This window comes from Pseudomonas sp. NPDC089554, from assembly GCF_050280645.1.
Taxonomy (GTDB): Bacteria; Pseudomonadota; Gammaproteobacteria; order Pseudomonadales; family Pseudomonadaceae; genus Aquipseudomonas.
Window position 1 is genome coordinate 1 of record NZ_JBNNVR010000082.1, and the last position, 24,647, is coordinate 24,647.

The following is a 24,647-nucleotide window of genomic DNA, read 5'->3' on the forward strand; positions in this document are numbered from 1 at the left end:
GGCAAGCCCGCTCCTACAGGGTCACCACAACTCCTGTAGGAGCGGGCTTGCCCGCGAATGCAGCACCGCCGATACAACGGCAAAGCGGGCATAAAGACTCGCACCGAACAAAAAGGACTTCATTGTGAGCACTGCCGGTAAGAACATCCTGATGGTCGACGACGACCAGGAAATCCGCGAACTGCTGCAAACCTACCTGAGCCGCGCCGGTTTTCAGGTGCGCGCCGAGCCCGACGGCCAGGGCTTTCGCCAGGCCCTGGATGCCGCGCCATGCGACCTGGTGATCCTCGATGTGATGCTGCCCGACGAGGACGGCTTCAGCCTGTGCCGCTGGGTACGCCAGCACCCGCGCCAGTCGCGGGTGCCGATCATCATGCTCACCGCCAGCTCCGACGAGGCCGACCGGGTCATCGGCCTGGAGCTGGGCGCCGACGACTACCTGGGCAAACCCTTCAGTCCGCGCGAGTTGCAGGCCCGCATCAAGGCCCTGCTGCGTCGCTGCGATTTTGTCCAGAGTGCGCCGGGCAACGCCGTGCTGGCCTTCGACGACTGGCGCCTGGACACGGTCAGCCACCGCCTGTTCCACCGCGATGGCGAGGAGGTGATTCTGTCCGGTGCCGACTTCGCCTTGCTCAAGCTGTTCCTCGACCACCCGCAGCAAATTCTCGACCGCGACACCATCGGCAATGCCACCCGTGGCCGCGAGCCGATGCCGCTGGACCGCATCGTCGACATGGCGGTCAGCCGTCTGCGCCAGCGCCTGCGCGACACCGGCAAACCGCCACGGCTGATCCGCACGGTGCGCGGCAGCGGTTACTTGTTGGCGGCCCATGTCTGCCCTGCCGGCTGAGCGTGGCGCCGAACGGCGCTGGCGGTTTCTACCGCGTTCGCTGCTGGGGCGCATGCTGCTGCTCACCTTGGTGGTGGTGTTGCTGGCCCAGGGCTTGTCGAGCCTGATCTGGGTCGCCCAGTTGCGCGCCAGCCAGTTGCAAGGCCTGCGCGCCAGCGCCAGCAGCCTGGCCCATTCGATGAGCGCCAGCGTCAGTTACTTCCGTTCGTTGCCGGTGGCCTACCGGCCCATGGTGCTCGACCAGTTGCGCAGCATGGGCGGCACGCGTTTCTTCGTGTCGCTCAACGAAAAACCGCTGAACATGCAGGTGTTGCCCATCACCCCGCGCAAGCAGGCGGTGATCGAGGTGTTCCAGCAGGTGTTGCATGAGCGCCTGGGCCAGCAGATGGAAGTCTCGGTGGAGTTCGTCAGCCCCGATGAGCTGCGCATCTTCAACAGCGGCCTGAAGCTCGACGAGCTGCCGCGGTCCTGGGCGCACTACGCCTTGACCCTCGAACCGCTCAACCCGCCGGTGCTGGTGACGCAGATCCGCCTCGACGAAGGCGAGTGGCTGTACATCGCCTCGCTGCTGCCTGAGCCCTACACGGGCCTGGAGCCCGAACGCCTGCCGCGCCAACAGCTCGGCTTCATCATGCTGACCACTGCCTTGTTGTTGCTGTTCATCGGCCTGCTGGTGCATTGGCAGAGCTCGCCGCTCAAGCGCCTGGCGCGGGCCGCGCGGGAGATGTCGCTGGGTGCGGATGTGCCGCCAGTGGCTGAGGGGGGTGGCAGCGAAGTGGTGGAGGTGGGGCGTGCTTTCAACACCATGCGCGAGCGCATCAGCCGCTACCTCACTGAGCGCTCGCAACTGTTCAGCGCCATTTCCCACGACCTGCGCACGCCGATCACCCGCTTGCGCCTGCGGGTGGAGCTGCTGGAGGACGAGCGCCTGCAAGCCAAGTTCAGCCGCGACCTCGATGAGTTGGAGCTGCTGGTGAAGGGCGCGTTGCAGTGCGTGAAGGACACCGATATCCACGAGAACATCGAGCCGATCGACCTCAACCAGGTGCTGGAGATTCTGGCCGAGCCGTATCTGGGCGATGGCCGCATTACCGTTGAGGGGCGGGCGCAGGCGCCGTATCTCGGCAAGTCCCTGGCGTTGCGGCGGTGTATCGGCAACCTGATCGACAACGCGATCAAGTACGGCGAGCGCGCGCACCTGCGCATCATCGACAGTGACGATGCCTTCGTGCTGCAAGTCGACGACCAGGGGCCGGGGGTGCCGCAGCAGCGACTGGAGCAGGTGTTCGAGCCGCATTTCCGCCTGGCCGGGCAGCAGCAGGGGTATGGGTTGGGGTTGGGGATCGCGCGCAATATCGCGCATAGCCATGGAGGGGAGGTGAGCCTGTTGAACCGCAGCGAAGGTGGGTTGCGGGTGACCTTGTGCCTGCCGCGAAATATCTACTGATCGAACTGTCACAAGGTTGTGACATTCGCGCAGGCCTTCGTGACATGCCGGCCAGGGTGGCTGGTTACTATTCGCTGACGACAGGCACCGGGCCTGTCCCTGGCAAGGATCGGACAGGTGACGAACAGCGTCGATTTACCCTCCAGCAGTTGGCTCCGCGCCCCCGTACACGCGGGCTGGCTGGTCGCCGAAGGCCTGCGCCTGGTGGCCTTCGCCAAGGCCTCGCGGCTGCCCGCAGGCTTCGGCAACCTCGATGCCCAGGGCCGACTGCCCGAGGGCGCCATTGCCGAAACCATGAACACCGCACGCATGACCCACTGCTTCGCCATGGCCCATGTCCAGGGTGTGCCGGGTTGCCTGGCGCTGGTCGAGCATGGTGTCGCGGCGCTGCGTGGGCCGCTGCGCGATGGGCTCCACGGCGGCTGGTTCGCCTGCGCCGAAGGGCAGGGTGATACCGGCAAGGCCGCCTACCTGCATGCCTTCGTCGCTTTGGCGGCAAGCTCTGCGGTGGTGGCTGGCAGTGAGGGCGCGCAGGCCTTGCTCGACGATGTCATCGGCATTCTCGATACCCATTTCTGGAGCGAACAGGAGGGCGCGCTGCGCGAGTCCTTCGCCCGTGACTGGCAGCAGCCGGAGGCTTATCGCGGTGCCAACAGCAACATGCACGCGACCGAGGCGTTCCTTGCCCTGGCCGATGTCACCGGCGACACCCGCTGGCTGGAGCGCGCCTTGCGTATCGTCGAGCGCATCATCCATGGCCACGCCGCCGCCAACGGCTATGGCGTGATCGAGCATTTCGACAGTCATTGGCAATCGCTGCCGGACTACAACCATGACAACCCCGCCGATGGCTTCCGCCCCTATGGCACCACCCCCGGCCACGCCTTCGAGTGGGCACGCCTGGTGCTGCATCTGGAGGCGGCGCGCCAACATGCCGGGTTACCCACGCCCGACTGGCTGCTGCCTGCCGCCCAAGGGCTGTTCGACAACGCCTGCTGCCACGCCTGGCATGCCGATGGCGAACCGGGGCTGGTCTACACCCTGGACTGGCATAACCGCCCGGTGGTGCGCGAGCGCCTGCACTGGGTGCATGCCGAGGCCTGCGCTACGTCGGCGGCCTTGTTGCGCCGCACCGGGCAGGCGCACTACGAGCAGTGGTATCGGCGTTTCTGGGCGTTCATCGACACCCATTTCATCGACCGCGTCCAAGGCAGCTGGCACCACGAGCTGAGCCCGCAGAACCTGCCCAGCGCCACCATCTGGGGCGGCAAGCCCGACCTCTACCATGCCTACCAGGCCGTGCTGTTGCCACGCCTGGCGCTGGCGCCGAGCCTGGCCAGCGCGCTGGCCCGGGGAATGTAACCAACTGATGACATTCGCGCATCGCTTCGTTACTTGCCGAGCCTGCGCGCTGATTAGACTTCCTGCAACGCAAGCGAATGACTTGCACCGCATAACAACAAGAAAGGTACACCGATGAATTCCACTCTGCGTCTCGCCGCTGCCATTTCCCTCGCCTCGCTCATGCCCCTCAGCGCCTTCGCCGCCGACTCCAAAGGCAGCGTCGAGGTGGTGCACTGGTGGACCTCCGGTGGCGAAAAGGCCGCGGTCGATGTGCTCAAGGCCCAGGTCGAGAAAGACGGCTTCACCTGGAAAGACGGCGCCGTTGCCGGTGGCGGTGGCGCCACGGCCATGACCGTGCTCAAGAGCCGCGCCGTGGCCGGCAACCCGCCGGGTGTCGCGCAGATCAAGGGCCCGGACATCCAGGACTGGGCCGCCACCGGCCTGCTCGACACCGACGTGCTCGAAGATGTCGCCAAGCAGGAGAAGTGGGACAGCCTGCTCGACAAGAAGGTCGCCGACACCGTGAAGTACGACGGCGACTATGTGGCGGTGCCCGTGAACATCCACCGCATCAACTGGCTGTGGATCAACCCCGAGGTGTTCAAGAAGGCTGGCATCGACAAGGCGCCGACCACCCTGGACGAATTCTATGCCGCCGCCGACAAGCTCAAGGCTGCCGGTTTCATCCCCCTGGCCCATGGTGGCCAGCCTTGGCAGGACAGCACCGTGTTCGAGAACGTGGTGCTCGCGGTGATGGGCATCGAGGGCTACAAGAAAGCGTTGGTGGAGCTGGATGAAAAGGCCCTGACCGGCCCCGAGATGGTCAAGGCACTGGCCGAGCTGAAGAAGGTCGCCACCTACATGGACCCTGACGGCAAGGGCCAGGACTGGAACCTGGAGGCGGCCAAGGTCATCAACGGCAAGGCCGGCATGCAGATCATGGGCGACTGGGCCAAGAGCGAATGGACCCTGGCCAAGAAGACCGCCGGCAAGGACTACCAATGCGTGCCGTTCCCCGGCACCGAGAAGGGCTTCCTCTACAACATCGACTCGCTGGCGGTGTTCAAGCAGAAGAACGAAGGCACCACCGCGGGCCAGCAGGACATCGCCAAGCGCGTGCTGGGCGAGGACTTCCAGAAGACCTTCAGCATCAACAAGGGCTCGATCCCGGTGCGCAACGACATGCTCGCCAGCATGGATAAATACGGCTTCGACAGCTGCGCCCAGACCGCTGCCAAGGACTTCCTGGCCGACGCCAAGTCCGGCGGTCTGCAACCGAGCATGGCGCACAACATGGCCACCACGCTGGCGGTGCAGGGCGCGTTCTTCGATGTGGTGACCAACTACATCAACGACCCCAAGGCCGACCCGGCCGATGCGGCGAAGAAACTGGCGGCGGCGGTCAAGGCCGCCCAGTAATCGCCCTGGCCATGCGCGGGCCTGATGCTGTTGTGGGAGCGGCCTTGTGTCGCGATAGGGCCGCGTAGCGGCCCCCGGTTCCACGCATATCAGGTTGATGCCGAGGCCGCCTGGGGCTGCTGCGCAGCCCTATCGCGACACAAGGCCGCTCCCACAAAAAGCCCTCGCTCCGGAATTGAAACCATGACTACAACTACCGCCCAACTGCGGGCCTCACCCCTGGACGCTCTACAGCGCTGGCTGCCGAAACTGGTGCTGGCGCCGAGCATGTTCATCGTCCTGGTGGGCTTCTACGGCTACATCCTGTGGACCTTCGTCCTCTCGTTCACCACCTCCACGTTCCTGCCGACCTACAAGTGGGCGGGCTTCGCCCAGTACGCGCGGCTGTTCGACAACGACCGCTGGTGGGTGGCGAGCAAGAACCTGCTGGTGTTCGGTGGCCTGTTCATTGGCGTCACCCTGGTGATCGGCGTGCTGCTGGCAGTGTTCCTCGACCAGCGCATCCGCCGCGAAGGGGTGATCCGCACCATCTACCTGTACCCCATGGCGCTGTCGATGATCGTCACCGGTACTGCCTGGAAATGGCTGCTCAACCCCGGCATGGGCCTGGACAAACTGCTGCGCGACTGGGGCTGGGAAGGCTTTCGCTTCGACTGGCTGATCGACCCGGACCGCGTCGTGTACTGCCTGGTGATCGCCGCCGTGTGGCAAGCCTCGGGCTTCATCATGGCGATGTTCCTCGCCGGCCTGCGCGGGGTCGACCAGTCGATCATCCGCGCCGCGCAGATCGACGGCGCGAGCATGCCGCGCATCTACTGGACCGTGGTGCTGCCGAGCCTGCGCCCGGTGTTCTTCAGCTCGCTGATGATCCTTTCGCACATCGCCATCAAGAGCTTCGACCTGGTGGCGGCGATGACCGCCGGTGGCCCCGGCTACTCCTCCGACCTGCCGGCGATGTTCATGTACTCCTTCACCTTCAGCCGCGGCCAGATGGGCATGGGCTCGGCCAGCGCGATCCTGATGCTCGGGGCCATTCTCGCGATCCTCGTGCCGTACCTGTACTCGGAGCTGAGGACCAAGCGCCATGACTAACCCTGTGGAAAAACCGGCCATGAGTCTGGGCCGCCTCGCCATCCACGCGGTGCTGCTGGCCGCCGTGCTGCTGTACCTGGTGCCGCTGGTGGTGATGTTGCTGACCAGCTTCAAGACCCCGGAAGACATCGGCACCGGCAACCTGTTGAGCTGGCCGCAGGCGTTCACCGCCATCGGTTGGGTGAAGGCCTGGGCCACGGTCAGTGGCTTCTTCTGGAACTCGATCATGATCACCGTGCCGGCGGTGCTGATCTCCACCGCCATCGGCGCGCTGAACGGCTACGTGCTGTCGATGTGGCGCTTCCGCGGCTCGCAATTGTTCTTCGGGCTGCTGCTGTTCGGTTGCTTCCTGCCGTTCCAGACCGTGCTGCTGCCGGCCTCGTTCACCCTCGGCAAGCTGGGCCTGGCCAGCACCACCACGGGCCTGGTGCTGGTGCACGTGGTGTATGGCCTGGCCTTCACCACACTGTTTTTCCGCAACTACTACGTGAGCATCCCGGATGCCCTGGTCAAGGCTGCGCGCCTGGATGGTGCCGGGTTCTTCACCATCTTCCGGTGCATCATTTTGCCGATGTCCACGCCGATCATCATGGTCTGCCTGATCTGGCAGTTCACCCAGATCTGGAACGATTTCTTGTTCGGCGTGGTGTTCTCCAGCGGCGACTCGCAACCGATCACTGTGGCCCTGAACAACCTGGTCAACACCAGCACCGGGGCCAAGGAATACAACGTCGACATGGCGGCGGCAATGATCGCCGCGCTGCCAACCCTGCTGGTCTATGTGGTCGCAGGCAAGTATTTCGTGCGCGGGCTCACGGCCGGCGCGGTCAAGGGGTAAGTCATGGCAACGCTCGAACTTCGCAATGTAAACAAGACCTACGGCAGTGGCCTTCCGGACACCCTCAAGGACATCCAGCTGGCGATCAAGGATGGCGAGTTCCTGATCCTGGTCGGGCCTTCAGGCTGCGGAAAATCCACCTTGATGAACTGCATCGCAGGCCTTGAGCAGATCACCGGCGGGGCGATCCTGATCGACGACCAGGATGTTTCCGGCATGAGCCCGAAGGATCGCGACATCGCCATGGTGTTCCAGTCCTATGCGCTGTACCCGACCATGAGCGTGCGCGAGAACATCGAGTTCGGTTTGAAGATCCGCAAGATGCCGCAGTCGGCCATCGACGAGGAGGTGTCGCGGGTGGCCAAGCTGCTGCAGATCGAACACTTGCTCAGCCGCAAGCCTGGCCAGCTTTCCGGCGGCCAGCAGCAGCGCGTGGCCATGGGCCGGGCGTTGGCGCGGCGGCCGAAGATCTACCTGTTCGACGAGCCGCTGTCGAACCTCGACGCCAAGCTGCGCGTGGAAATGCGCACGGAAATGAAGCTGATGCACCAGCGCCTGAAGACCACCACGGTGTACGTGACCCACGACCAGATCGAGGCCATGACCCTGGGTGACAAGGTGGCGGTGATGAAGGACGGCATCATCCAGCAGTTCGGCACCCCGCAGCAGATCTACAACGACCCGGCCAACCAGTTCGTCGCCAGCTTCATCGGCTCGCCGCCAATGAACTTCATCCCCGTGCGCATCACCCGCCAGGACGGCCGCCTGTTGGCGCTGCTCGACAGCGGCCAGGCGCGTTGCGAACTACCGCTGGGTGTCGACAGCGCAGCGCTGGAGGGCCGTGAAGTGATCCTCGGTGTGCGCCCGGAGCAGATCGCATTGGGCGCCGCCGAAGGCAATGGCCTGCCAGCCATTCGTGCCGAGGTACAGGTCACCGAGCCCACCGGGCCTGACCTGCTGGTGTTCGTCACCCTCAACCAAACCAAAGTGTGCTGCCGCCTGGCACCGGATGTCGCCTGCCGGGTCGGCGACAGCCTCAACCTGCAGTTCGACCCGGCACGCGTACTGCTGTTCGACGCCGCCAGCGGCGAGCGCCTGGACCTGTCTGCCGCAGGCCAGGTGGTCAAGGACAACGTGACGCGCTTCAAGGGACGTTGAGTTTCAAACCATCGATAACAAGGAAAGAGGAAATAACGGATGGACCATCGCATACGTTTCAAAACCCTGGGCTCGCTCGCCTTGCTGGCTGTGGTTGGCAGCAATGGCGCGCAGGCCGCAGAGGCTTTCTCCAGCGAGTCGAAATGGATGACTGGCGACTGGGGTGGCACGCGTACCGAACTGATCGAGAAAGGCTACGACTTCACCCTCGACTACGTCGCTGAAGGCGCCGGCAACCTCAACGGCGGCTACAACGACGACAAGACTGCCCGCTACACCCACCAGTTCGCCCTGGGGGCGCATCTGGACCTGGAGAAGATCCTGGGTTGGAACGACACCGAGTTCAAGTTGGCGATCACCGAGCGTAGCGGTCGCAACCTGTCCAACGACCGCATCAGCGACCCGCGCGCCGGGCACTTGAGCTCGGTGCAGGAAGTGTGGGGCCGTGGCCAGACCTGGCGCCTGACCCAGATGTGGATCAAGCAGAAGTACTTCGACGGCGCGCTGGATGTGAAATTCGGCCGCTTCGGCGAAGGCGAGGACTTCAACAGCTTCCCGTGCGACTTCCAGAACCTGGCGTTCTGCGGCTCGCAGGTGGGCAACTGGGTGGGCGGCATCTGGTACAACTGGCCGGTCAGCCAGTGGGCGCTGCGGGTCAAATACAACATCACGCCGGAGTTCTTCGTGCAGGTGGGCGCGTTCGAGCAGAACCCCTCCAACCTGGAAACCGGCAACGGCTTCAAGCTCAGCGGCAGCGGCACCAAGGGTGCGATCCTGCCGGTGGAGATGGTCTGGTCGCCCAAGGTCAATGGCCTGCCGGGCGAGTATCGCCTGGGCTACTACTACAGCACCGCCAAGGCCGACGATGTCTACGAGGACGTCAATGGCAACCCGCAAGGGCTGACCGGCGAAGGGTTCAAGTCGCACTCGAGCAAGCATGGCTGGTGGGTGGTGGCGCAGCAGCAGGTCACGGCACATGGCGGCGATGCCAGCCGCGGTCTGAGCCTGTTCGCCAACTTCACCGTGCATGACAAGGAAACCAACGTCATCGACAACTACCAGCAGGTAGGCCTGGTCTACAAGGGCGCCTTCGATTCGCGGCCCAAGGATGACATCGGCCTGGGTATCGCGCGTATCCACGTGAACGACGACGTGAAGAAACGCGCCGAGCAGCGCAATGGTGTCAGCGGCATTACCGACTACGACAACCCAGGCTTCGTGCCGCTGCAACGCACCGAGTACAACGCCGAGCTGTACTACGGTTTCCACGTCACCAACTGGCTGACCGTGCGGCCGAACCTGCAGTACATCAAGAGCCCTGGCGGGGTGGATGACGTGGACAACGCGTTGGTCGCGGGCTTGAAGATTCAGTCGTCCTTCTGAAGCGATTTGTTGTAAATTTACGCCATTGTGTCGGCCTGCCTTTCAGCCGACAGCGGGGAGCCTTTGGTTCGGTATTGGCTTCTTCGCGGGCAAGCCCGCTCCTACAGGTTCTCCACCGTTCTCAAGAGCGGCGCAGCACCTGTAGGAGCGGGCTTGCCCGCGAAGAAGCCATCGCCAACCCAACAGGCTCCCCTAATCGCGACTTTTTAATGACAACAACGAGCCACCTCATGCCCGAACATCCGCTCCACCGCTTCTTCAACGCGCAGCGGCCCCGGCCGACCTTCGAGTGGGAGCGACACCAGCAGCGTGATGTCCTGATCATCGACCACCCGCGCTGCCAGGCCGTGTTCAGCCGCCAGGGCGCGCAATTGCTGCATTTCCAACCCACTGGCGAACGCCCTTGGCTGTGGTGCGCCGAAACCTGGCCGCAGGTGGGCGCGATCCGCGGTGGCGTGCCGGTGTGCTGGCCCTGGTATGGCCGTCACCCCAGCGAAGACCTGTGGCCCACCCACGGCTGGGCGCGCCTGCTCGACTGGAAGTTGGTTGACAGCCGCGAAGACGAACAGGGCGTAAGCCTGAAATGGCGCCTGCAACTGTGCGACTGGCAGGTCGACCTGCATGCACGCCTGGGCGCAGGCATGGAGCTGAAGCTCTGCACCGAGCACCAGGACAGCGAAACCTGCCAACTGAGTCATGCGCTGCTGGCCTACTGGCGTATTAGTGACGTGGCAAAGATAGCGCTGTCTGGGCTGGAAAATGTGGAAGGTTACGACGTGCTCAGCCGCCAGGCCTGTCGTCAGGAGGACGCCTTGATGGTGCAGGGCGGCTGCCAGCGCATCTACCCGGGAACACCCTCGGTGCAATTGCGCGACCCGGCCTGGCAGCGCGAGCTGCATATCGACACCGGCGACAGCGACGACACCGTGGTGTGGCACCCCGGCAACCGCCCCTTGATGGGGGTGAGCGGTCGCGAAAGCCAGCGCTTCGTTTGCGTCGAGGCCGCCAGCGGCAGTGGCGAGGGCCTGAGCCTGGCGCCGGGGCAGCGTGCCCACCTGCGCCTGCAGGCCCAGCGCCTCAGTTGAGGTCTTTGTCCTCGGCCGGGTAGCGGCTGGCGTTGAGGCTTTCCTTGATCTTGCGCAGGTGCGGCTGGAAGTCCGAGCCGCGGCGCAGGGTCATGCCGGTGGCGAGTACATCGAGCACGGTCAGCTGGATGATTCGCGAGGTCATCGGCATGTAGATGTCGGTGTCTTCCGGCAGTGGCAGGTGCAGGCTCAGGCTACAGGCCTTGGCCAGCGGCGAGTCGGCGGCGGTGATGCCGAGCACCGAGGCGCCGTTCTCCCGGGCCTGGCGCGCCACTTCCACCAGCTCGCGGGTGCGCCCGGTGTAGGAAATGATCACGAACAGGTCGCCGGTGTGCGCCACCGAGGCCAGCATGCGCTGCATCAGCACGTCGGGGTGGGCCGACACGGCCAGGTTGAAGCGGAAGAACTTGTGCTGCGCGTCCATGGCCACCGGGGCCGAGGCGCCCAGGCCGAAGAAGTGGATCTGCCGGGCCTGGATCATCATGTCCACGGCACGGCTGACCTGCTGCGGGTCGATCTGCTGGCAGGCGCTGTCCAGCGAGGCGATGGCGCTGGCGAAGATTTTCTGGGTGTAGGCCGCCGGGTCGTCGTCGGCCTCCACCGCGCGGCTCACGTAGGCCGCGCCGCTGGCCAGGCTCTGCGCCAGTTGCAGCTTGAGTTCGGGGTAGCCGCTGACGCCGAACGAGCGGCAGAAGCGGTTGACGGTCGGCTCGCTGACCGAGGCCGCCTGGGCCAGGGCGGCAATGCTGAAGCGGGTGGCCTGTTGCGGGTTGAGCAGGATGACTTCGGCGACTTTGCGTTCGGCCTTGTTCAGCTCGTCGAGGCGTCCCTGGATCTGTTCCAGGAGGTTTCGCACGCGGTCCATGGTATGTCCTTGGGTCGGAAGACGACCGGCTGCCGGGGCAGCAGGCTTTTTGCAGGGTTGTCTATCGTACTGTCGGTGGTGTTGTCATACCACTTGTCTATGAGAATGCTGTTTAATGTTGTGGTTTTTACTACATTTATCTTGAAATGTCTGGTCGAAAACGGTATTCCTAGCGCAACTTTAATAAAAGAACCAACATCATGGCCGCGATCAGTGTAGAACCTTGCACATTTGCCCTGTTTGGTGCCCTTGGCGACCTGGCGTTGCGCAAGTTGTTTCCTGCCCTTTACCAACTCGACCGCGCCGGCTTGCTGCACGCCGACACCCGCCTGCTGGCCCTGGCCCGCGAGGCCGGCAGTGCCGAACAGCACCTGGCCCATATCGAAGCCCAGCTGCGCCGCTTCGTCCCCGACGCGGACATAGAGGCCGCGGCCTTGCAGCGTTTTCTCGGGCGCCTGAGCTACCAGCACCTGGACTTCCTTGAAACCGAGGGCTACCTGGCCCTGGCCGAGCAGGCTGCCGACGGCTTGCCGCTGATCGCCTACTTCGCCACCGCTGCGGCGGTGTATGGCGCGATCTGCGAGAACCTCGACAAGGCGGGCCTGGCCGCGCGCACCAGGGTGGTGCTGGAGAAACCCATCGGGCACGACCTTGAGTCGTCGCGCCGGGTCAACGATGCCGTGGCACGTTTCTTCCCCGAAAGCCGCGTGTACCGCATCGACCACTACCTGGGCAAGGAGACGGTGCAGAACCTGATTGCCCTGCGTTTCGCCAACAGCCTGTTCGAAACCCAGTGGAACCAGAACTCCATCTCCCACGTGGAGATCACTGTCGCCGAGAAGGTCGGTATCGAAGGCCGCTGGGGCTATTTCGACAAGGCCGGCCAACTGCGCGACATGATCCAGAACCATCTGTTGCAGCTGCTGCCTGATCGCCATGGACCCACCCAGCGACCTTTCCGCCGACAGCATCCGCGACGAGAAGGTCAAGGTGCTCAAGGCCCTGGCGCCGATCACCGGCGAGGGCTTGAGCACCCGCGTGGTACGTGGCCAGTACATCGCCGGCTACAGCGACGGCAAGCCGGTGCCGGGCTACCTGGAAGAAGAAAACTCCAACGCCCAGAGCGACACCGAGACCTTCGTGGCCCTGCGCGCCGACATTCGCAACTGGCGCTGGTCGGGGGTGCCGTTCTACCTGCGTACCGGCAAGCGTATGCCGCAAAAACTGTCGCAGATCGTCATCCACTTCAAGGAAACCCCGCACTATATCTTCGCCCCGGAGCAGCGCCTGCAAATCGGCAACAAGCTGATCATTCGCCTGCAACCGGACGAAGGTATCTCTCTGCGGGTGATGACCAAGGAGCAAGGCCTGGACAAGGGCATGCAACTGCGCAGCGGCCCGCTGCAACTGAATTTTTCCGACACCTGGCGCAGCGCGCGGATTCCGGATGCCTACGAGCGCTTGCTGCTGGAAGTGATGCGTGGCAACCAGAACCTGTTCGTGCGCAAGGACGAGATCGAGTACGCCTGGACCTGGTGCGACCAGCTGATCGCCGGTTGGAAGAACGCCGGCGACGCACCCAAGCCCTACGCGGCGGGGTCGTGGGGGCCGATGAGCTCGATTGCACTGATTACCCGCGATGGGAGGGCATGGTATGGCGATATCTGAACTGCAACTGTCGGCGGCTGTGAAGGCGCATCAATTGGCGGATGGCAAAGCCCTGGCGAACACCCTGGCCCTCGATGTGGCAGACCGACTGCGTAGTGCCATTGCCGAGAAAGGCCAGGCCTGCCTGGTGCTGTCGGGCGGTCGCAGCCCGGTGCCGTTCCTCGAGCAGCTTTCGGCGCAGGTGTTGGACTGGTCGAAGGTCATCGTCAGCCTGGCCGACGAGCGCTGGGTGCCGGTGGAACACGCCGACAGCAACGCCGGGTTGCTGGCGCGACACCTGTTCAAGGGCGAGGCCGCCAAGGCGCGGTTCCTCGGCCTGTACCAGAACGCCGCCAGCCTTGAGCACGCCGCCGACCTGGCCGACCTGGCCCTGGCCGAGCTGCCGCCAATCGATGTGTTGGTGCTGGGAATGGGCGATGACGGGCACACCGCCTCGCTGTTCCCGGCCAGCCCGAACCTGGCCGAGGGCCTGGACGTGCGTGGCACACGCCGTTGCCTGCCCATGCTGGCGCCGAGCGTGCCGCACCAGCGCCTGTCGATGACCCGTTCGCTACTGGCCAGCGCGAGTTTCATTGCCCTGGCGGTGCAAGGTGCGGGCAAACTCGCTACCCTGCGCGCCGCGCTGGCCGCCGATGACCTGACCGAAATGCCGATTCGCGCCTTTCTTCACGACCCCCTGGACATCTACTGGTGCCCATGAGCCAAGGATCCACTGTCATGACCACCCTTGAACGCCCACAACCTTTGCTCTCGATGGCTGAGAAAGTCGCCCGCATCGATGCGATCTGCGACAAGGCGCGCATCCTGCCGGTGATCACCATCGCCCGTGAGGAAGACATCCTGCCGCTGGCCGATGCGCTGGCTGCTGGTGGAATCCGCACCCTGGAGGTGACCCTGCGTTCGGCCCACGGCCTGAAGGCCATCCAGGTGCTGCGTGAGCAGCGCCCGGAGCTGTGCGTCGGCGCGGGCACCGTGCTGGACCCTGCGATGTTCGCGGCGGTCGAGGCTGCTGGCGCACAGTTCGTGGTGACCCCGGGCATCACCCGGGAAATCCTCGAGGCTGGCGTGCAGAGCGACATCCCGTTGCTGCCGGGTATCAGCACACCGTCGGAAATCATGATGGGCTATGCCCTGGGTTACCGCCGCTTCAAGCTGTTCCCCGCCGAGATCAGCGGCGGCGTTGCGGCGATCAAGGCCTTTGCCGGCCCGTTCGGCGATATTCGTTTCTGCCCGACTGGCGGGGTGAACCCGGCCAACGTGCGCAATTACATGGCCTTGCCCAATGTGATGTGCGTGGGCGGTACTTGGATGCTCGACAGCAGCTGGATCAAGAACGGCGACTGGGGCCGGATCGAGGCGTGCAGTGCGGAGGCCATGGCGCTGCTGGAGTGATGTGAATTCGTTGTGTGCTGCACGGCTTGTGGGGCGCTTGGTCGGCGCCCCTTTTTTTTGCCTCGGAAAAGGTGGCTAGGCCACCTTGAAGCGCGCCACCAGGTGCTGCTGTTGCTCGGCCAGGCGTGCCAATTCCTGGCTGGTCACGGTGGTCTGCTGCGCGCCGGCACTCACCTGGATGACCAATTCGTTGATCTCGGTGACGTTGCGGTTGATGTCGTCGGTGACTGCACTCTGTTCCTCGGCGGCCGAGGCGATTTGCAGGTTGCGGTCGTTGATCTGCGCCACGCCCTCGCTGATCTCGGCCAGCAGTTCACCGGCACGCCCAATGCGGCTGGCGCCGCTGCGGGCCTTGTCCAGTGTCTGCACCATGGAGCGCGTGGCGCGGTCGGAGCCATCCTGCAAACGCGCGATCATCGCCTGGATATTGCCGGTCGATTCCTGAGTCTTCTGCGCCAGGCTGCGCACTTCCGAAGCCACCACGGCGAAGCCGCGGCCATGGTCGCCTGCTCGTGCGGCCTCGATGGCGGCGTTCAGGGCCAGCAGGTTGGTCTGCTCGGCGATGTCGCCGATGACGTCCAGCACCGAGGTGATGGCATCGCTTTCGCGCTTGAGCTGCTCGATCACCTCGGCAGTTTGCTGGGCCTGCCCGGAAAGCTCGTGAATCAGCTCGATGGTGCCGTCGACCTCCTGGCGCCCCTGGGCGGTGCTGGTGTGCATCTGCTGCGACAGGCTGGCAGCATCGGCGGTGCTCTGCGCCACTTCGCGCACCGTGGCGCTCATCTGGTTGATGGCGGTGGCCACCAGTTCCGTGCTCTGGCGTTGCTGCTCGACGCTGCGGCTGGTCTGCAAGGTCACCGCCGAAGACTCCTCGGCAGCGGTGGCCACCTGCGCGGTGGCGTTGCCGATTTCCTGGATGATGCTGGTCAGCTCCTGGGCTGTGCGGTTGAGGTTGCTGGCGATCTGCCCGAACTCGTCTGCGCTACGGTAATGGGTGCGCGCGCTCAGGTCGCGGTTGGCCAGGCTGTCGAGCGCGGCGTTGATGTCCTGCACCGCTTTGCCGATGCCGCGAATGATGACCCACGACAGCAGGGCCACCAGTGCCAGGGCGAGCAGGGCGCCGCTCAATGTCAGCCACAGCGTCTGGCTGGCTTCGCCGCGCGCGGTGGTTGCCAGTGTTCCGACTTGCTGCGCCAGGCGCTGTTCGATCTCGGTCATCTGGTCGATGCGCTGGGTCGAGGTGTCGAACCAGGCCTGCGGGTTTACGCCCAGTGGTTGGCCCAGTGGACGTTCGAGTACCAGGGCTTGCAGCCTGGCTACTTCGGCGGCGGCAGGCGACTGGGTCAAGGCGTTGTACTGGCTCAGCAGCTCGGCGGGGGCTTTGCGCCGGAAACTGTCGGCATAGGCGTTGAATTCACCCAGGTTGCGGTTGACTCGGGAGAGCAGCGCGGCGTCGCTACGATCTTGTGCGAAGACTACGCCGAGCAAGGCGCGCTCGCGTCCGGCGCGTTCTTTCAACTCGACGAACTGGTTGAGTGCGTTGAGTGCATGGCCCACCCGCACATCGCTGACGCGGTTCTCCAATGAATGGGTATAACCGACCAGTTGCTGGATGATCTCGGTATAACGCGCACCGGAGGCGCCGCTGTCGATTGACAGTTTGTCGACCTGTTCGCGCAACGCGGGCAGTTGCTTGAGAGTGGCGAGCAGCGTTTGCATGTCTTGCTGTTGGGCATTGGGCAAATTGTCGACTGTTTCTATTGCCGCGCCAGAGGCTTTGCGCAGTTGCCCGAGGCGGTCTCCCATCGAGGCGCCGCGGGTGCCGATGAATACGCCACTGGCGCCGCGCTCGCGTTGCAGGTGGGTAATAAGGGTACTCAACGACTGGGCAGTATCGCTGGCACTGGCGGCACCTTCCATTTCACGCAGGGTGCGGTAGTTGTCCAGCAGGTATAGCGAGCAAAGCACGAGGAAACCGAACAATGGGAACAATACGATCAACAGCAGCTTCAGGCGCAGAGGGGCATTGGTCAGCATACGTAGAGCCTCGTCATGAGCAGGGAAGGTCGAGGAGTGCGTGCACTGCTGTTGTTATTGAATGGCCCGCAGCTAGGATTCTACGATGCGCTTGGGAAGTTTCGGAAGATAAGGAAGTTATTAATAATTAAAATAAAATGCACCATAAACAAACATTGAAAGTATTATTGGTCCATCTCGGTGCAATTTAATGTTTCTGTAGTGTTTTAGTTACGCATGCTGCAAATAAAAAGCCCGTATCTTTCGATACGGGCTTTTCTGTAGCGCTGAAATTCGAGATCAGGCCGCTTTCGCTGCCTGCTGGCTCAGCGAGCGGTTCAGCGCGCTGAACAGCGCCTTGAAGCTGGCGGTGGTGATGTTCTCGTCGATGCCCACGCCGTGCACCGGGCGGCCACCGGCCACACGCAGCTCGATGTAGGCAGCTGCCTTGGCGTTGGTGCCAGCGCCGATGGCGTGCTCATTGTAGTCCATGATTTCCACCGCGACCGGCAGGCCGGCCACCAGGGCTTCCAGGGCGCCATTGCCCTTGCCTTGCCAGTGCAGCGTGGTTTCGCCTTCACCGGACACTTCCACCTGCACATGGCTGCTGCCGTTCTCTTCCTGCAGGCGATGGCTGACCAGCGCATATGGCGAGTTGGCCTGCAGGTACTCTTTCTGCAGCAGCTTGTGGATCTGCTGGGCTGTCATTTCCAGGCCCAGGCGGTCGGTTTCGCCTTGTACCACCTGGCTGAACTCGATCTGCATGCGACGCGGCAGGCTGATGCCGTATTCCTGCTCGAGCAGGTAGGTGATGCCACCCTTGCCCGACTGGCTGTTGACGCGGATCACCGCCTCGTAGCTGCGGCCGATGTCGGCCGGGTCGATCGGCAGGTAAGGTACTTCCCACAGGGTGTCGTCTTTCTGCTGGGTGAAGCCCTTGCGAATGGCGTCCTGGTGCGAGCCGGAGAACGCGGTGTGGACCAGGTCGCCAACGTACGGATGACGTGGGTGCACCGGCAGCTGGTTGCACTCTTCGACCACCTTGCGCACGCCGTCGATGTCGGAGGAGTCCAGTTGCGGGTCGATGCCTTGGGTGTAGAGGTTCAGTGCCAGGGTCACCAGGTCGACGTTACCGGTGCGCTCGCCGTTGCCGAACAGGCAGCCTTCGGCGCGGTCGGCACCGGCCATCAGGCCCAGCTCGGTGGCGGCGATGCCGGTGCCACGGTCGTTGTGGGTGTGCAGGCTGATGATCACGCTGTCGCGGCGGTTGACGTTGCGGCAGAACCACTCGATCTGGTCGGCGTAGACGTTCGGCGTTGCCACTTCAACGGTGGCCGGCAGGTTGAGGATGATCTTGTGCTCGGGGGTGGGGTTCCACACCTCGATCACCGCATCGCAGACTTCCTTGGCGAACTCGAGCTCGGTGGCGCTGAAGGTTTCCGGCGAGTACTGGAAGGTCCACTGGGTTTCCGGCTGCTGGGCGGCGTACTTGACGAACAGCTTGGCGGCGTTCACGGCGATGTCCTTCACGCCTTGCTTGTCCTGGTTGAAGACGATGCGGCGGAACGACGGGCAGGTGGCGTTGTACAGGTGCACGATGGCCTTCTTGGCCCCGCGCAGCGACTCGAAGGTACGGGCGATGAGGTCTTCACGGGCCTGGGTGAGCACCTGGATGGTGGTGTCGTCCGGGATGTGGCCTTCTTCGATCAGGGTGCGCACGAAGTCGAAGTCGGTTTGCGAAGCCGAAGGGAACGAGGCTTCGATTTCCTTCACGCCCACCTGGACCAGGGTCTTCCAGAAGCGCAGCTTCTTCGCCGCGTCCATCGGCTCGATCAGCGACTGGTTGCCGTCACGCAGGTCGGAGCTGCACCAGATCGGCGCCTGGGTGATGGTCTTCGACGGCCAGGTGCGGTCGGGGAGGTCGATGGTCGGGAACGCGCGGTACTTCTTCGACGGGTCTTTGAGCATGGTCATTGGAGCAATCCTTTAATGTGCGGCCTGATCGGGCCTGCCGGGCGATAACGAGATGAAGCGGCGAGGCGACGCGGTTTACCTGGGTAGTCGTGCACTGACCAGGCAAAGGCTGCGATGTTGGCGGAGCAGAATGAGGGTGGTGAAGATTTTCATGCCTTCAACCCTAACCAGTGGGGTGGGGGATGGCAAGTGTTCGGGGAAAATTGAGAGGAATGCTTAAAAAAGTGGAATTGTCGAGATTTTATTGTTTTTGATTTCTGTTTTGTAAGATTTGGTTGCGCTGGTTTTTCCGATGGCGCAAGGCGGGATGCCGGGTCGCCTTCTTCGCGGGCAAGCCCGCTCCTACAGGGTTTGCGCTGAACCTGTAGGAGCGGGCTTGCCCGCGAAGAGGGCGCCGCGAAGCTTAGGGTTGGAACGCGCCAATGAAGATCGCCGGGTCCACCCGCGCATCGTTCAGGCTGACGTTCCAGTGCATGTGCGGCCCGGTCGCGCGTCCAGTGGCGCCCACCCGTCCGACCACCTCGCCACGACGCAGCACCTGGCCGTTCTTCACGTCGATCTTCGACATGTGGCAGAACATGCTGATGAAGCCCTGGCCATGGTCGACGAACACGGTCTGGCCATTGAAGAAGTAGTCGCCCACCAGGATCACCTTGCCATTGGCCGGGGTCTTGATCGGCGTGCCCGCCGGTACGGCGAAGTCCAGGCCCGAATGCGGGTTGCGTTCTTCACCGTTGAAGAAGCGGCGCACGCCGAACTTGCTCGACAGTGGGCCATTGACCGGCTTGTCGAGGATCAGGTTGCTCGGCAGGCCTGTACTGAACTGGCGGTAGGCCGCGACCTGCTCGGCCAGCTCGCGGTCGATGCGCTTGAGGTCGGCGGGGTTGGGGTTGACCTGGCGCTTGTTCTTCAGGGTGATGTGCTGCTCGGGGTATTTCTTGCTACCCACGGTGAACGCCAGGTTGCGCCCGCCCTGGCTGAGGCTGGCGGTACCCGGCTTCTGGGTCAGGGGGATGCCGACGATGGCCAGCCAGGTGTCCTGCTCCTTGACCACCAGCACCGGCTTGCCGTCGAAGCGCGCGCTCGGGGCGCTGGCGGCGGGGCCGAGGTCGATCACCGCCACGCCGCCGGGCACGGGCTTGTTCAAGGTACGGGTGATGTAGCTGGCCTGGGCGACGCTGGCCAGCAGCAGGCAGGAGAGGGCGAACAGGGGCGCGAGCAGACGGGGCATTTATCAGTCCAGAAGCGAAAGGGTGACCGGGGTCTGGTGGTTGTCTTCGACTCGCACCTGTAGCTCGCCTTCGTTCAGGCGGGCGGTCAGGCGTTGGCCGTTGCGGGTCTGGGCGGCGCTGCGGATGGCCTGGCCGCGCTCGTCGAGCAGGATGCTGTAGCCGCGCGCCAGGGTGGCCAGCGGGCTGACCACTTGCAGCGTCTGCAATTGGCTTTGGAAGCGCTGGCGGCGGTCCTTGAGCACTTCGCGCATGGCCCGGGGCAGGCGTTCGGCGAGGCTGTCCAGGCGCTGGCTCAGCAGTTTCAGGTTGCGGCCCGGGTGCTGCGCGGCCAGGCGCGTGTCCAGGCGGCCAAGCTGCTGATGGCGTTGCTGCATCGCCTGCTGGAAGGCGCGACGCAGGCACATGTCCAGGTCGTCCAGGCGCTGGGCCTGTTGGCGCAGGCGCTCGCCGGGGTGGCGCAGGCGCCGGGCCAGGCCTTCCACGCGCAGCTGGTCGTGGGCCAGGCGGCTGCGCATGCGCAGCAGCAGGCGCCGTTGCAGGCTGTCGAGGCGCTGTTGCAGGCCGCTGTTGTCGGGGGCCAACAGTTCGGCGGCGGCCGACGGTGTCGGTGCGCGTACGTCGGCAACGAAATCGCTGATCGACACATCGGTTTCATGGCCCACGGCGCTGACGATCGGCGTCACGCAGGCGGCCACGGCGCGGGCCACGGCTTCCTCGTTGAAGCACCAGAGGTCTTCCAGCGAGCCGCCGCCACGGGCCAGGATCAGCGCGTCGAAGCCGCGGCTGTCGGCCAGTTGCAGGGCGCGCACGATCTGCCCGATGGCTTCGCGACCCTGCACCGCGGTGGGGATCAGGTTCAGTTCGACCTGCGGCGCACGCCGCTTGAACACGCTGATGATGTCGCGGATTACAGCGCCCGTGGGCGAGGTGATGATGCCGATGCGCTGTGGGTGCGCGGGCAGCGAGCGCTTGCGTTCGGTGCTGAACAACCCTTCGGCGCCGAGCTTTTCCTTGAGGGCCTCGAAGGCCAGGCGCAGGGCGCCATCGCCCGCAGGCTCCACGGCATCGACGATCAGCTGGTAGTCGCCACGTCCCTCGAACAACGACACCTTGCCGCGCACCTTCACCGCCAGGCCATCACGCAGGGCCTGGCGCACACGGGCGGCGTTCTGGCGGAACAGCGCGCAACGCACCTGTGCACCGCTGTCCTTGAGGGTGAAATAGAGGTGGCCGGAGGCCGGGCGGGCGAGGTTGGAGATCTCGCCTTCTACCCACACGCTGCGGAACACGTCTTCCAACAGCACGCGGGCGCGGCCGTTGAGCTGGCTGACGGTGAGGACCTCGCGGTCCAGGCCGAGTCGTTCGAAAGGGTCTCTGATCATGGCGGGCATCATAAAGGACATGATGGGCTGATGCACTGTGTTGCATGTGCGGGCGGGACTACGCCATGTGTTGATAACGCCTACTTACCGGATTGGAAGAAGCCCTTAGGTTTTTCAGGTCTATCAATCTAGGAGGCACCATGATGTACCCCATCGATTCCACCACATATCGCTCGAAAGCCTTCAATCGGCGTGTGCGTTTTCTTGTTCTTCATTACACCGCAGCCAACTTCCAGAGTTCGGTCAACGCCCTGGCCAGGGGGGATCAGGTCAGCGCTCACTACCTGATACCGTCTCCCACCGACCCGTCTTACACCCGTGCAGGTTTCGACAAGACGCGCATCTTCAGCCTGGTCGACGAAAACGAGCGTGCCTGGCATTCAGGTAGCAGCGCATGGGGCGTGCGCACGGGCTTGAACGATACGGCGATCGGCATAGAACTGGTCAACCAGGCCTCGGTGAGCAACGGCCAGTTCAACTTCCCGGACTACCACCCGGAGCAGATCGCCGCCTTGGTCCAGGTTTGCCAGGACATTCTGCAGCGTTACCCCGATATCACGCCGACTCACGTGTTGGGGCACAGCGATATTTCCATCGGACGCAAGAGTGACCCCGGGGCTGCATTCCCTTGGCAGCAGTTGCATGAGGCCGGTATCGGCGCGTGGTATGACGATACCGTGAAGGCGCAATACCAGGCGCAGTTCACACGCCAGATGCCAACCCAGGCCGAGTTGCTGGAGAAACTGCGTACCTATGGTTACAGCGTTCCAGCCCAGCCGGACGCCAGGTCCGTGCAGTCGCTGCTCAGGGCCTTCCAGCTGCACTTCCGGCCAGCGAATTACCGGGGCGTGGCGGACGCCGAGACGGCCGCGATCCTGTTTGCCTTGGTGCAGCGCTATAACGCTTGAGGCGAATTTCACGCGAGGCCTTTTCGACAGTGGGGGCGGCTGGCTAATCTTCGCAGGTCGCACCTGGAGCCCGTGGCATGCTCGCTCAACTGTCGTTCACCGCCCTCGACTGGTTTTCCATCCTGGCCGGCGTAGGCGCCGCCTACGTCGTCTTTGGCATTGCCGGCTTCGGCACCGCGTTGGTCGCAGGCCCGGTACTGATCCACTTCATGCCGCTGTCGCGGATAATCCCCTTGCTGGTGCTGCTGGACTTCGTCGCGGCCTTTGGCAACCTGCTGCCATCGCGACGCGATGTGGTGCGCGGTGAGCTACTGCGCTTGTTGCCGTTCATGGCGCTGGGCTGCACGCTGGGGGTGATGTTCCTGCTGCGGCTCAAGTCCGACCTGTTGCTGTTGCTGATGGGGCTGTTCGTCACCGCTTATGCACTCTACAGCCTGGCGGTGAAGGTGCGTCCGGCACGCCTTGCTGGCGCCTGGGCGGTGCCGATGGGGACGCTGGGAGGGTTGTTTGGCGCGTTGTTCGGCAGTGGCGGCTTCCTCTATGCGATCTACCTCAACGCCCGGCTGGGCGCCAAGGAGCAGGCCCGCGCCACCCAGAGCGCGCTGATCAGTTGCAGCACGGTGGTGCGCCTGTCGTTGTTCCTGTTCGCTGGGGTCTACGCCGACAGCAGCCTGTTGCTGCTCGCCGCCTGCCTGCTGCCGGTGATGTTCGCTGGCCTTTGGGTAGGGCGGCGGCTGACCCTGAAACTGTCGCGCGAAGCCTTCGTGCGGCTGGTCACCTGGCTGGTGTTGGCCAGTGGCCTGGCGCTGATCGGTCGCTACCTGAGCGGCTGAGGGGTAGAATTGCGCGATTACCGCAGTTCGCAGGCCCGTCCCGTTCATGAACACCCAGAGCATCATCGTCCCCAAACTGTCCACCGTGCCGGTGCACGAAGCCCGCGCCCGGGCAATTCTGCGCTGGCTGGTGCGCGAGAACGTCGTCGAGGAGCAACTGACCACCTGCGGGCGCACCGGCAACCGCATGGGCCATGCCCTGGCCGAGGGTGCCCGCAAGGTGGCGCTGCACCCGGAAAAACTGCCGTTCGGCGCGCCGGTCAATGGTTTGGAGGTGGTGCTAAAGCGCTGCATCTATACCCCCGCCGACGGCTTTCTTGAAGAGGCCGGTTGCCCGCAGTGCCGGCGCGAGGTGGGCGAACCGCTGTTCGAAAGCCTGGAAGAGTGGATGCCGGGGGTGAGCGACAACTTCACCTGCCCGCTGTGCGGCTTCGAGGACGACATCAATGGCTTTCTCTACCTGCAGCCCTGTGCCTTTTCCAACCTGGGGTTCATCTTCAACAACTGGGGCGAGGCAGGCTTTACCCAGGCCTTTATCGACAGCTTCGCCGACTGGCTCGACCAGCCGGTGGCGGTGGTACAGGTCAAACTGGCGAAACCCTGACCGAAGGCCCTTATTTCGCGTTGATTTGCATTGAGTGGCGCGCCGTGGATGAGTATAATGGCGCGCTTCCATTTTTCCCGCCCGGGAGCCCCCGCGATGCTGCGTATCAGCCAAGAAGCCCTGACCTTCGACGATATCCTCCTTGTACCTGGCTACTCCGAGGTACTGCCCAATGAAGTCAGTCTCAAGACCCGTTTGACTCGTGGCATCGAGCTGAACATTCCGCTGGTTTCCGCTGCCATGGATACCGTCACCGAAGCGCGCCTGGCCATCGCCATGGCCCAGGAAGGCGGCATCGGCATCATTCACAAGAACATGACCATCGACCAGCAGGCCGGCGAAGTACGCAAGGTCAAGAAGTTCGAGGCTGGCGTGGTCAAGGACCCGATCACCATCGACGCCGACGCCACCGTGCGCGACCTGTTCGAACTCACCCGTCTGAACAACATCTCCGGTGTTCCGGTGCTGGAGAACGGTGACCTGGTCGGTATCGTCACGTCCCGTGACGTGCGCTTCGAAAGCCGTCTGGAAGCCAAGGTACGCGACGTGATGACGCCTAAAGAGCGTCTGGTCACCGTCCGCGAAGGCGCCGACAAGAACGAAGTCCGCGAGCTGCTGCACAAGCACCGCCTGGAAAAAGTGCTGATCGTCGACGACAAGTTCAGCCTCAAGGGTATGATGACCGTCAAGGACATCGAGAAAGCCAAGGCCTACCCGCTGGCCAGCAAGGACGACCAAGGTCGCCTGCGCGTCGGTGCCGCGGTCGGTACCGGCAAGGACACCGGTGATCGCGTCAAGGCGCTGGTTGCCGCAGGTGTCGACGTGATCATCGTCGACACCGCCCATGGTCACTCCAAGGGCGTGATCGACCGCGTTCGCTGGGTCAAGGAAAACTTCCCGAGTGTGCAAGTGATCGGCGGCAACATCGCCACCGGCGCTGCTGCCCTGGCCCTGGTCGAAGCGGGCGCCGACGCCGTCAAGGTCGGCATCGGCCCAGGCTCGATCTGCACCACTCGTATCGTTGCAGGCGTGGGCGTGCCGCAAATCACCGCCATCGCCAACGTCGCCGCCGCCCACTTCCCGCCTGGGAAATAGTCGTTCTGGATGTCGATGATGATCAGGGCCTGTTTGCTCATTGCGTGCCTCCTGGGGCAGTG

19 protein-coding genes and 3 pseudogenes are annotated in these 24,647 nt (G+C 63.9%); 16 read left to right on the forward strand and 6 right to left on the reverse strand.

Translation table 11 applies throughout. The features are described from left to right. Positions 1–151: 151 nt before the first annotated feature. The 9 genes from ACQKPE_RS20475 to ACQKPE_RS20515 all read left to right on the forward strand — a co-directional run bounded on the left by ACQKPE_RS20475 (position 152) and on the right by ACQKPE_RS20515 (position 10,616). The gene (locus tag ACQKPE_RS20475; protein ID WP_427668452.1) at positions 152–850 is read left to right on the forward strand and encodes a response regulator; all 699 of its coding nucleotides are present in this window, start codon (positions 152–154) and stop codon (positions 848–850) included. After that, a complete protein-coding gene (locus ACQKPE_RS20480; protein ID WP_427668436.1) occupies positions 831–2,297 on the forward strand; it encodes an ATP-binding protein in 1,467 nt (488 codons plus the stop codon). Before ACQKPE_RS20475 ends, ACQKPE_RS20480 begins: the two co-directional genes overlap by 20 nt. Positions 2,298–2,414: 117 nt before the next feature. Continuing rightward, positions 2,415–3,659, forward strand: a complete 1,245-nt coding sequence (locus ACQKPE_RS20485; protein ID WP_427668437.1) for an AGE family epimerase/isomerase — start codon at positions 2,415–2,417, stop codon at positions 3,657–3,659. 114 nt (positions 3,660–3,773) lie between these two features. Further along, on the forward strand, positions 3,774–5,060 hold the full coding sequence (locus tag ACQKPE_RS20490) for an ABC transporter substrate-binding protein (protein ID WP_427668438.1): 1,287 nt from the start codon (positions 3,774–3,776) through the stop codon (positions 5,058–5,060). 183 nt (positions 5,061–5,243) lie between these two features. Further along, on the forward strand, positions 5,244–6,152 hold the full coding sequence (locus ACQKPE_RS20495; protein WP_427668439.1) for a carbohydrate ABC transporter permease: 909 nt from the start codon (positions 5,244–5,246) through the stop codon (positions 6,150–6,152). Continuing rightward, the gene (locus ACQKPE_RS20500; RefSeq protein ID WP_427668440.1) at positions 6,145–6,990 is read left to right on the forward strand and encodes a carbohydrate ABC transporter permease; all 846 of its coding nucleotides are present in this window, start codon (positions 6,145–6,147) and stop codon (positions 6,988–6,990) included. Before ACQKPE_RS20495 ends, ACQKPE_RS20500 begins: the two co-directional genes overlap by 8 nt. 3 nt (positions 6,991–6,993) lie before the next feature. Beyond that, positions 6,994–8,148, forward strand: a complete 1,155-nt coding sequence (locus tag ACQKPE_RS20505; protein WP_427668441.1) for an ABC transporter ATP-binding protein — start codon at positions 6,994–6,996, stop codon at positions 8,146–8,148. Positions 8,149–8,187: 39 nt separating this feature from the next. After that, positions 8,188–9,531, forward strand: coding sequence for a carbohydrate porin (locus tag ACQKPE_RS20510; RefSeq protein ID WP_427668442.1), 1,344 nt, complete (start codon positions 8,188–8,190; stop codon positions 9,529–9,531). A 230-nt stretch (positions 9,532–9,761) separates the two neighbouring features. Continuing rightward, positions 9,762–10,616, forward strand: a complete 855-nt coding sequence (locus tag ACQKPE_RS20515; RefSeq protein ID WP_427668443.1) for a D-hexose-6-phosphate mutarotase — start codon at positions 9,762–9,764, stop codon at positions 10,614–10,616. Here the strand turns inward: ACQKPE_RS20515 and hexR are convergent. After that, the gene (hexR, locus tag ACQKPE_RS20520; RefSeq protein ID WP_375100489.1) at positions 10,609–11,472 is read right to left on the reverse strand and encodes a DNA-binding transcriptional regulator HexR; all 864 of its coding nucleotides are present in this window, start codon (positions 11,470–11,472) and stop codon (positions 10,609–10,611) included. The two genes, ACQKPE_RS20515 and hexR, sit on opposite strands and share 8 nt — an antisense overlap. Positions 11,473–11,681: 209 nt before the next feature. On the opposite strand from hexR, the pseudogene zwf reads away from it, so the two are divergent. The 3 genes and pseudogenes from zwf (at position 11,682) to ACQKPE_RS20535 (ending at position 14,541) form a co-directional block, all read left to right on the forward strand. Further along, positions 11,682–13,149: pseudogene (gene zwf, locus ACQKPE_RS20525) on the forward strand (glucose-6-phosphate dehydrogenase). Beyond that, positions 13,136–13,849: a 6-phosphogluconolactonase gene (gene pgl / locus ACQKPE_RS20530; protein ID WP_427668444.1), complete on the forward strand. Its 714-nt coding sequence runs from the start codon at positions 13,136–13,138 to the stop codon at positions 13,847–13,849. Before zwf ends, pgl begins: the two are co-directional and overlap by 14 nt. A 17-nt stretch (positions 13,850–13,866) precedes the next feature. Beyond that, the gene (locus ACQKPE_RS20535; protein ID WP_427668445.1) at positions 13,867–14,541 is read left to right on the forward strand and encodes a bifunctional 4-hydroxy-2-oxoglutarate aldolase/2-dehydro-3-deoxy-phosphogluconate aldolase; all 675 of its coding nucleotides are present in this window, start codon (positions 13,867–13,869) and stop codon (positions 14,539–14,541) included. Positions 14,542–14,616: 75 nt separating this feature from the next. On the opposite strand, the gene ACQKPE_RS20540 is transcribed toward ACQKPE_RS20535, so the two are convergent. The 4 genes from ACQKPE_RS20540 to xseA form a co-directional block, all read right to left on the reverse strand. Next, entirely contained in the window at positions 14,617–16,578 is a 1,962-nt protein-coding gene (locus ACQKPE_RS20540; protein ID WP_427668446.1) for a methyl-accepting chemotaxis protein, read from the reverse strand. Positions 16,579–16,857: 279 nt separating this feature from the next. Beyond that, positions 16,858–18,531, reverse strand: a complete 1,674-nt coding sequence (leuA, locus tag ACQKPE_RS20545; RefSeq protein WP_427668447.1) for a 2-isopropylmalate synthase — start codon at positions 18,529–18,531, stop codon at positions 16,858–16,860. Between the two features lie 403 nt (positions 18,532–18,934). Continuing rightward, complete coding sequence (locus ACQKPE_RS20550; RefSeq protein ID WP_427668448.1) at positions 18,935–19,762, reverse strand: peptidoglycan DD-metalloendopeptidase family protein; 828 nt, start codon at positions 19,760–19,762, stop codon at positions 18,935–18,937. 3 nt (positions 19,763–19,765) lie between these two features. After that, positions 19,766–21,145 (reverse strand): exodeoxyribonuclease VII large subunit, encoded by a 1,380-nt coding sequence (xseA, locus tag ACQKPE_RS20555; protein ID WP_427668449.1) that lies wholly within the window; start codon positions 21,143–21,145, stop codon positions 19,766–19,768. 143 nt (positions 21,146–21,288) lie between these two features. Between xseA and ACQKPE_RS20560 the strand changes: the two genes are divergently transcribed. From ACQKPE_RS20560 to guaB, 4 genes and pseudogenes are all read left to right on the forward strand, one after another. Continuing rightward, the gene (locus ACQKPE_RS20560) at positions 21,289–22,053 is read left to right on the forward strand and encodes an N-acetylmuramoyl-L-alanine amidase (protein WP_427668453.1); all 765 of its coding nucleotides are present in this window, start codon (positions 21,289–21,291) and stop codon (positions 22,051–22,053) included. Positions 22,054–22,130: 77 nt separating this feature from the next. Then, complete coding sequence (locus tag ACQKPE_RS20565; protein ID WP_427668450.1) at positions 22,131–22,886, forward strand: TSUP family transporter; 756 nt, start codon at positions 22,131–22,133, stop codon at positions 22,884–22,886. 46 nt (positions 22,887–22,932) lie between these two features. Then, entirely contained in the window at positions 22,933–23,490 is a 558-nt protein-coding gene (locus ACQKPE_RS20570) for a sugar ABC transporter ATPase (RefSeq protein WP_427668451.1), read from the forward strand. Between the two features lie 96 nt (positions 23,491–23,586). Further along, a pseudogene (gene guaB / locus ACQKPE_RS20575) lies at positions 23,587–24,564 on the forward strand (IMP dehydrogenase); the annotation flags it as partial. Here the strand turns inward: guaB and ACQKPE_RS20580 are convergent. Further along, a pseudogene (locus tag ACQKPE_RS20580) lies at positions 24,564–24,626 on the reverse strand (cysteine hydrolase); the annotation flags it as partial. The pseudogenes guaB and ACQKPE_RS20580 overlap by 1 nt on opposite strands. Positions 24,627–24,647 lie beyond the last annotated feature (21 nt).

Excerpts from the sequence above, each read along its gene's own strand:
- ACQKPE_RS20475 (WP_427668452.1), top strand. The coding sequence starts at position 152 with ATGGTCGACGACGACCAGGAAATCCGCGAACTGCTGCAAACCTACCTG.
- ACQKPE_RS20480 (WP_427668436.1), top strand. The coding sequence starts at position 831 with ATGTCTGCCCTGCCGGCTGAGCGTGGCGCCGAACGGCGCTGGCGGTTT.
- ACQKPE_RS20490 (WP_427668438.1), top strand. The coding sequence starts at position 3,774 with ATGAATTCCACTCTGCGTCTCGCCGCTGCCATTTCCCTCGCCTCGCTC.
- ACQKPE_RS20495 (WP_427668439.1), top strand. The coding sequence starts at position 5,244 with ATGACTACAACTACCGCCCAACTGCGGGCCTCACCCCTGGACGCTCTA.
- ACQKPE_RS20500 (WP_427668440.1), top strand. The coding sequence starts at position 6,145 with ATGACTAACCCTGTGGAAAAACCGGCCATGAGTCTGGGCCGCCTCGCC.
- ACQKPE_RS20505 (WP_427668441.1), top strand. The coding sequence starts at position 6,994 with ATGGCAACGCTCGAACTTCGCAATGTAAACAAGACCTACGGCAGTGGC.
- ACQKPE_RS20510 (WP_427668442.1), top strand. The coding sequence starts at position 8,188 with ATGGACCATCGCATACGTTTCAAAACCCTGGGCTCGCTCGCCTTGCTG.
- ACQKPE_RS20515 (WP_427668443.1), top strand. The coding sequence starts at position 9,762 with ATGCCCGAACATCCGCTCCACCGCTTCTTCAACGCGCAGCGGCCCCGG.
- pgl (WP_427668444.1), top strand. The coding sequence starts at position 13,136 with ATGGCGATATCTGAACTGCAACTGTCGGCGGCTGTGAAGGCGCATCAA.
- ACQKPE_RS20535 (WP_427668445.1), top strand. The coding sequence starts at position 13,867 with ATGACCACCCTTGAACGCCCACAACCTTTGCTCTCGATGGCTGAGAAA.
- ACQKPE_RS20540 (WP_427668446.1), bottom strand. The coding sequence starts at position 16,578 with ATGCTGACCAATGCCCCTCTGCGCCTGAAGCTGCTGTTGATCGTATTG.
- leuA (WP_427668447.1), bottom strand. The coding sequence starts at position 18,531 with ATGACCATGCTCAAAGACCCGTCGAAGAAGTACCGCGCGTTCCCGACC.
- ACQKPE_RS20550 (WP_427668448.1), bottom strand. The coding sequence starts at position 19,762 with ATGCCCCGTCTGCTCGCGCCCCTGTTCGCCCTCTCCTGCCTGCTGCTG.
- xseA (WP_427668449.1), bottom strand. The coding sequence starts at position 21,145 with ATGATCAGAGACCCTTTCGAACGACTCGGCCTGGACCGCGAGGTCCTC.
- ACQKPE_RS20560 (WP_427668453.1), top strand. The coding sequence starts at position 21,289 with ATGTACCCCATCGATTCCACCACATATCGCTCGAAAGCCTTCAATCGG.
- ACQKPE_RS20565 (WP_427668450.1), top strand. The coding sequence starts at position 22,131 with ATGCTCGCTCAACTGTCGTTCACCGCCCTCGACTGGTTTTCCATCCTG.
- ACQKPE_RS20570 (WP_427668451.1), top strand. The coding sequence starts at position 22,933 with ATGAACACCCAGAGCATCATCGTCCCCAAACTGTCCACCGTGCCGGTG.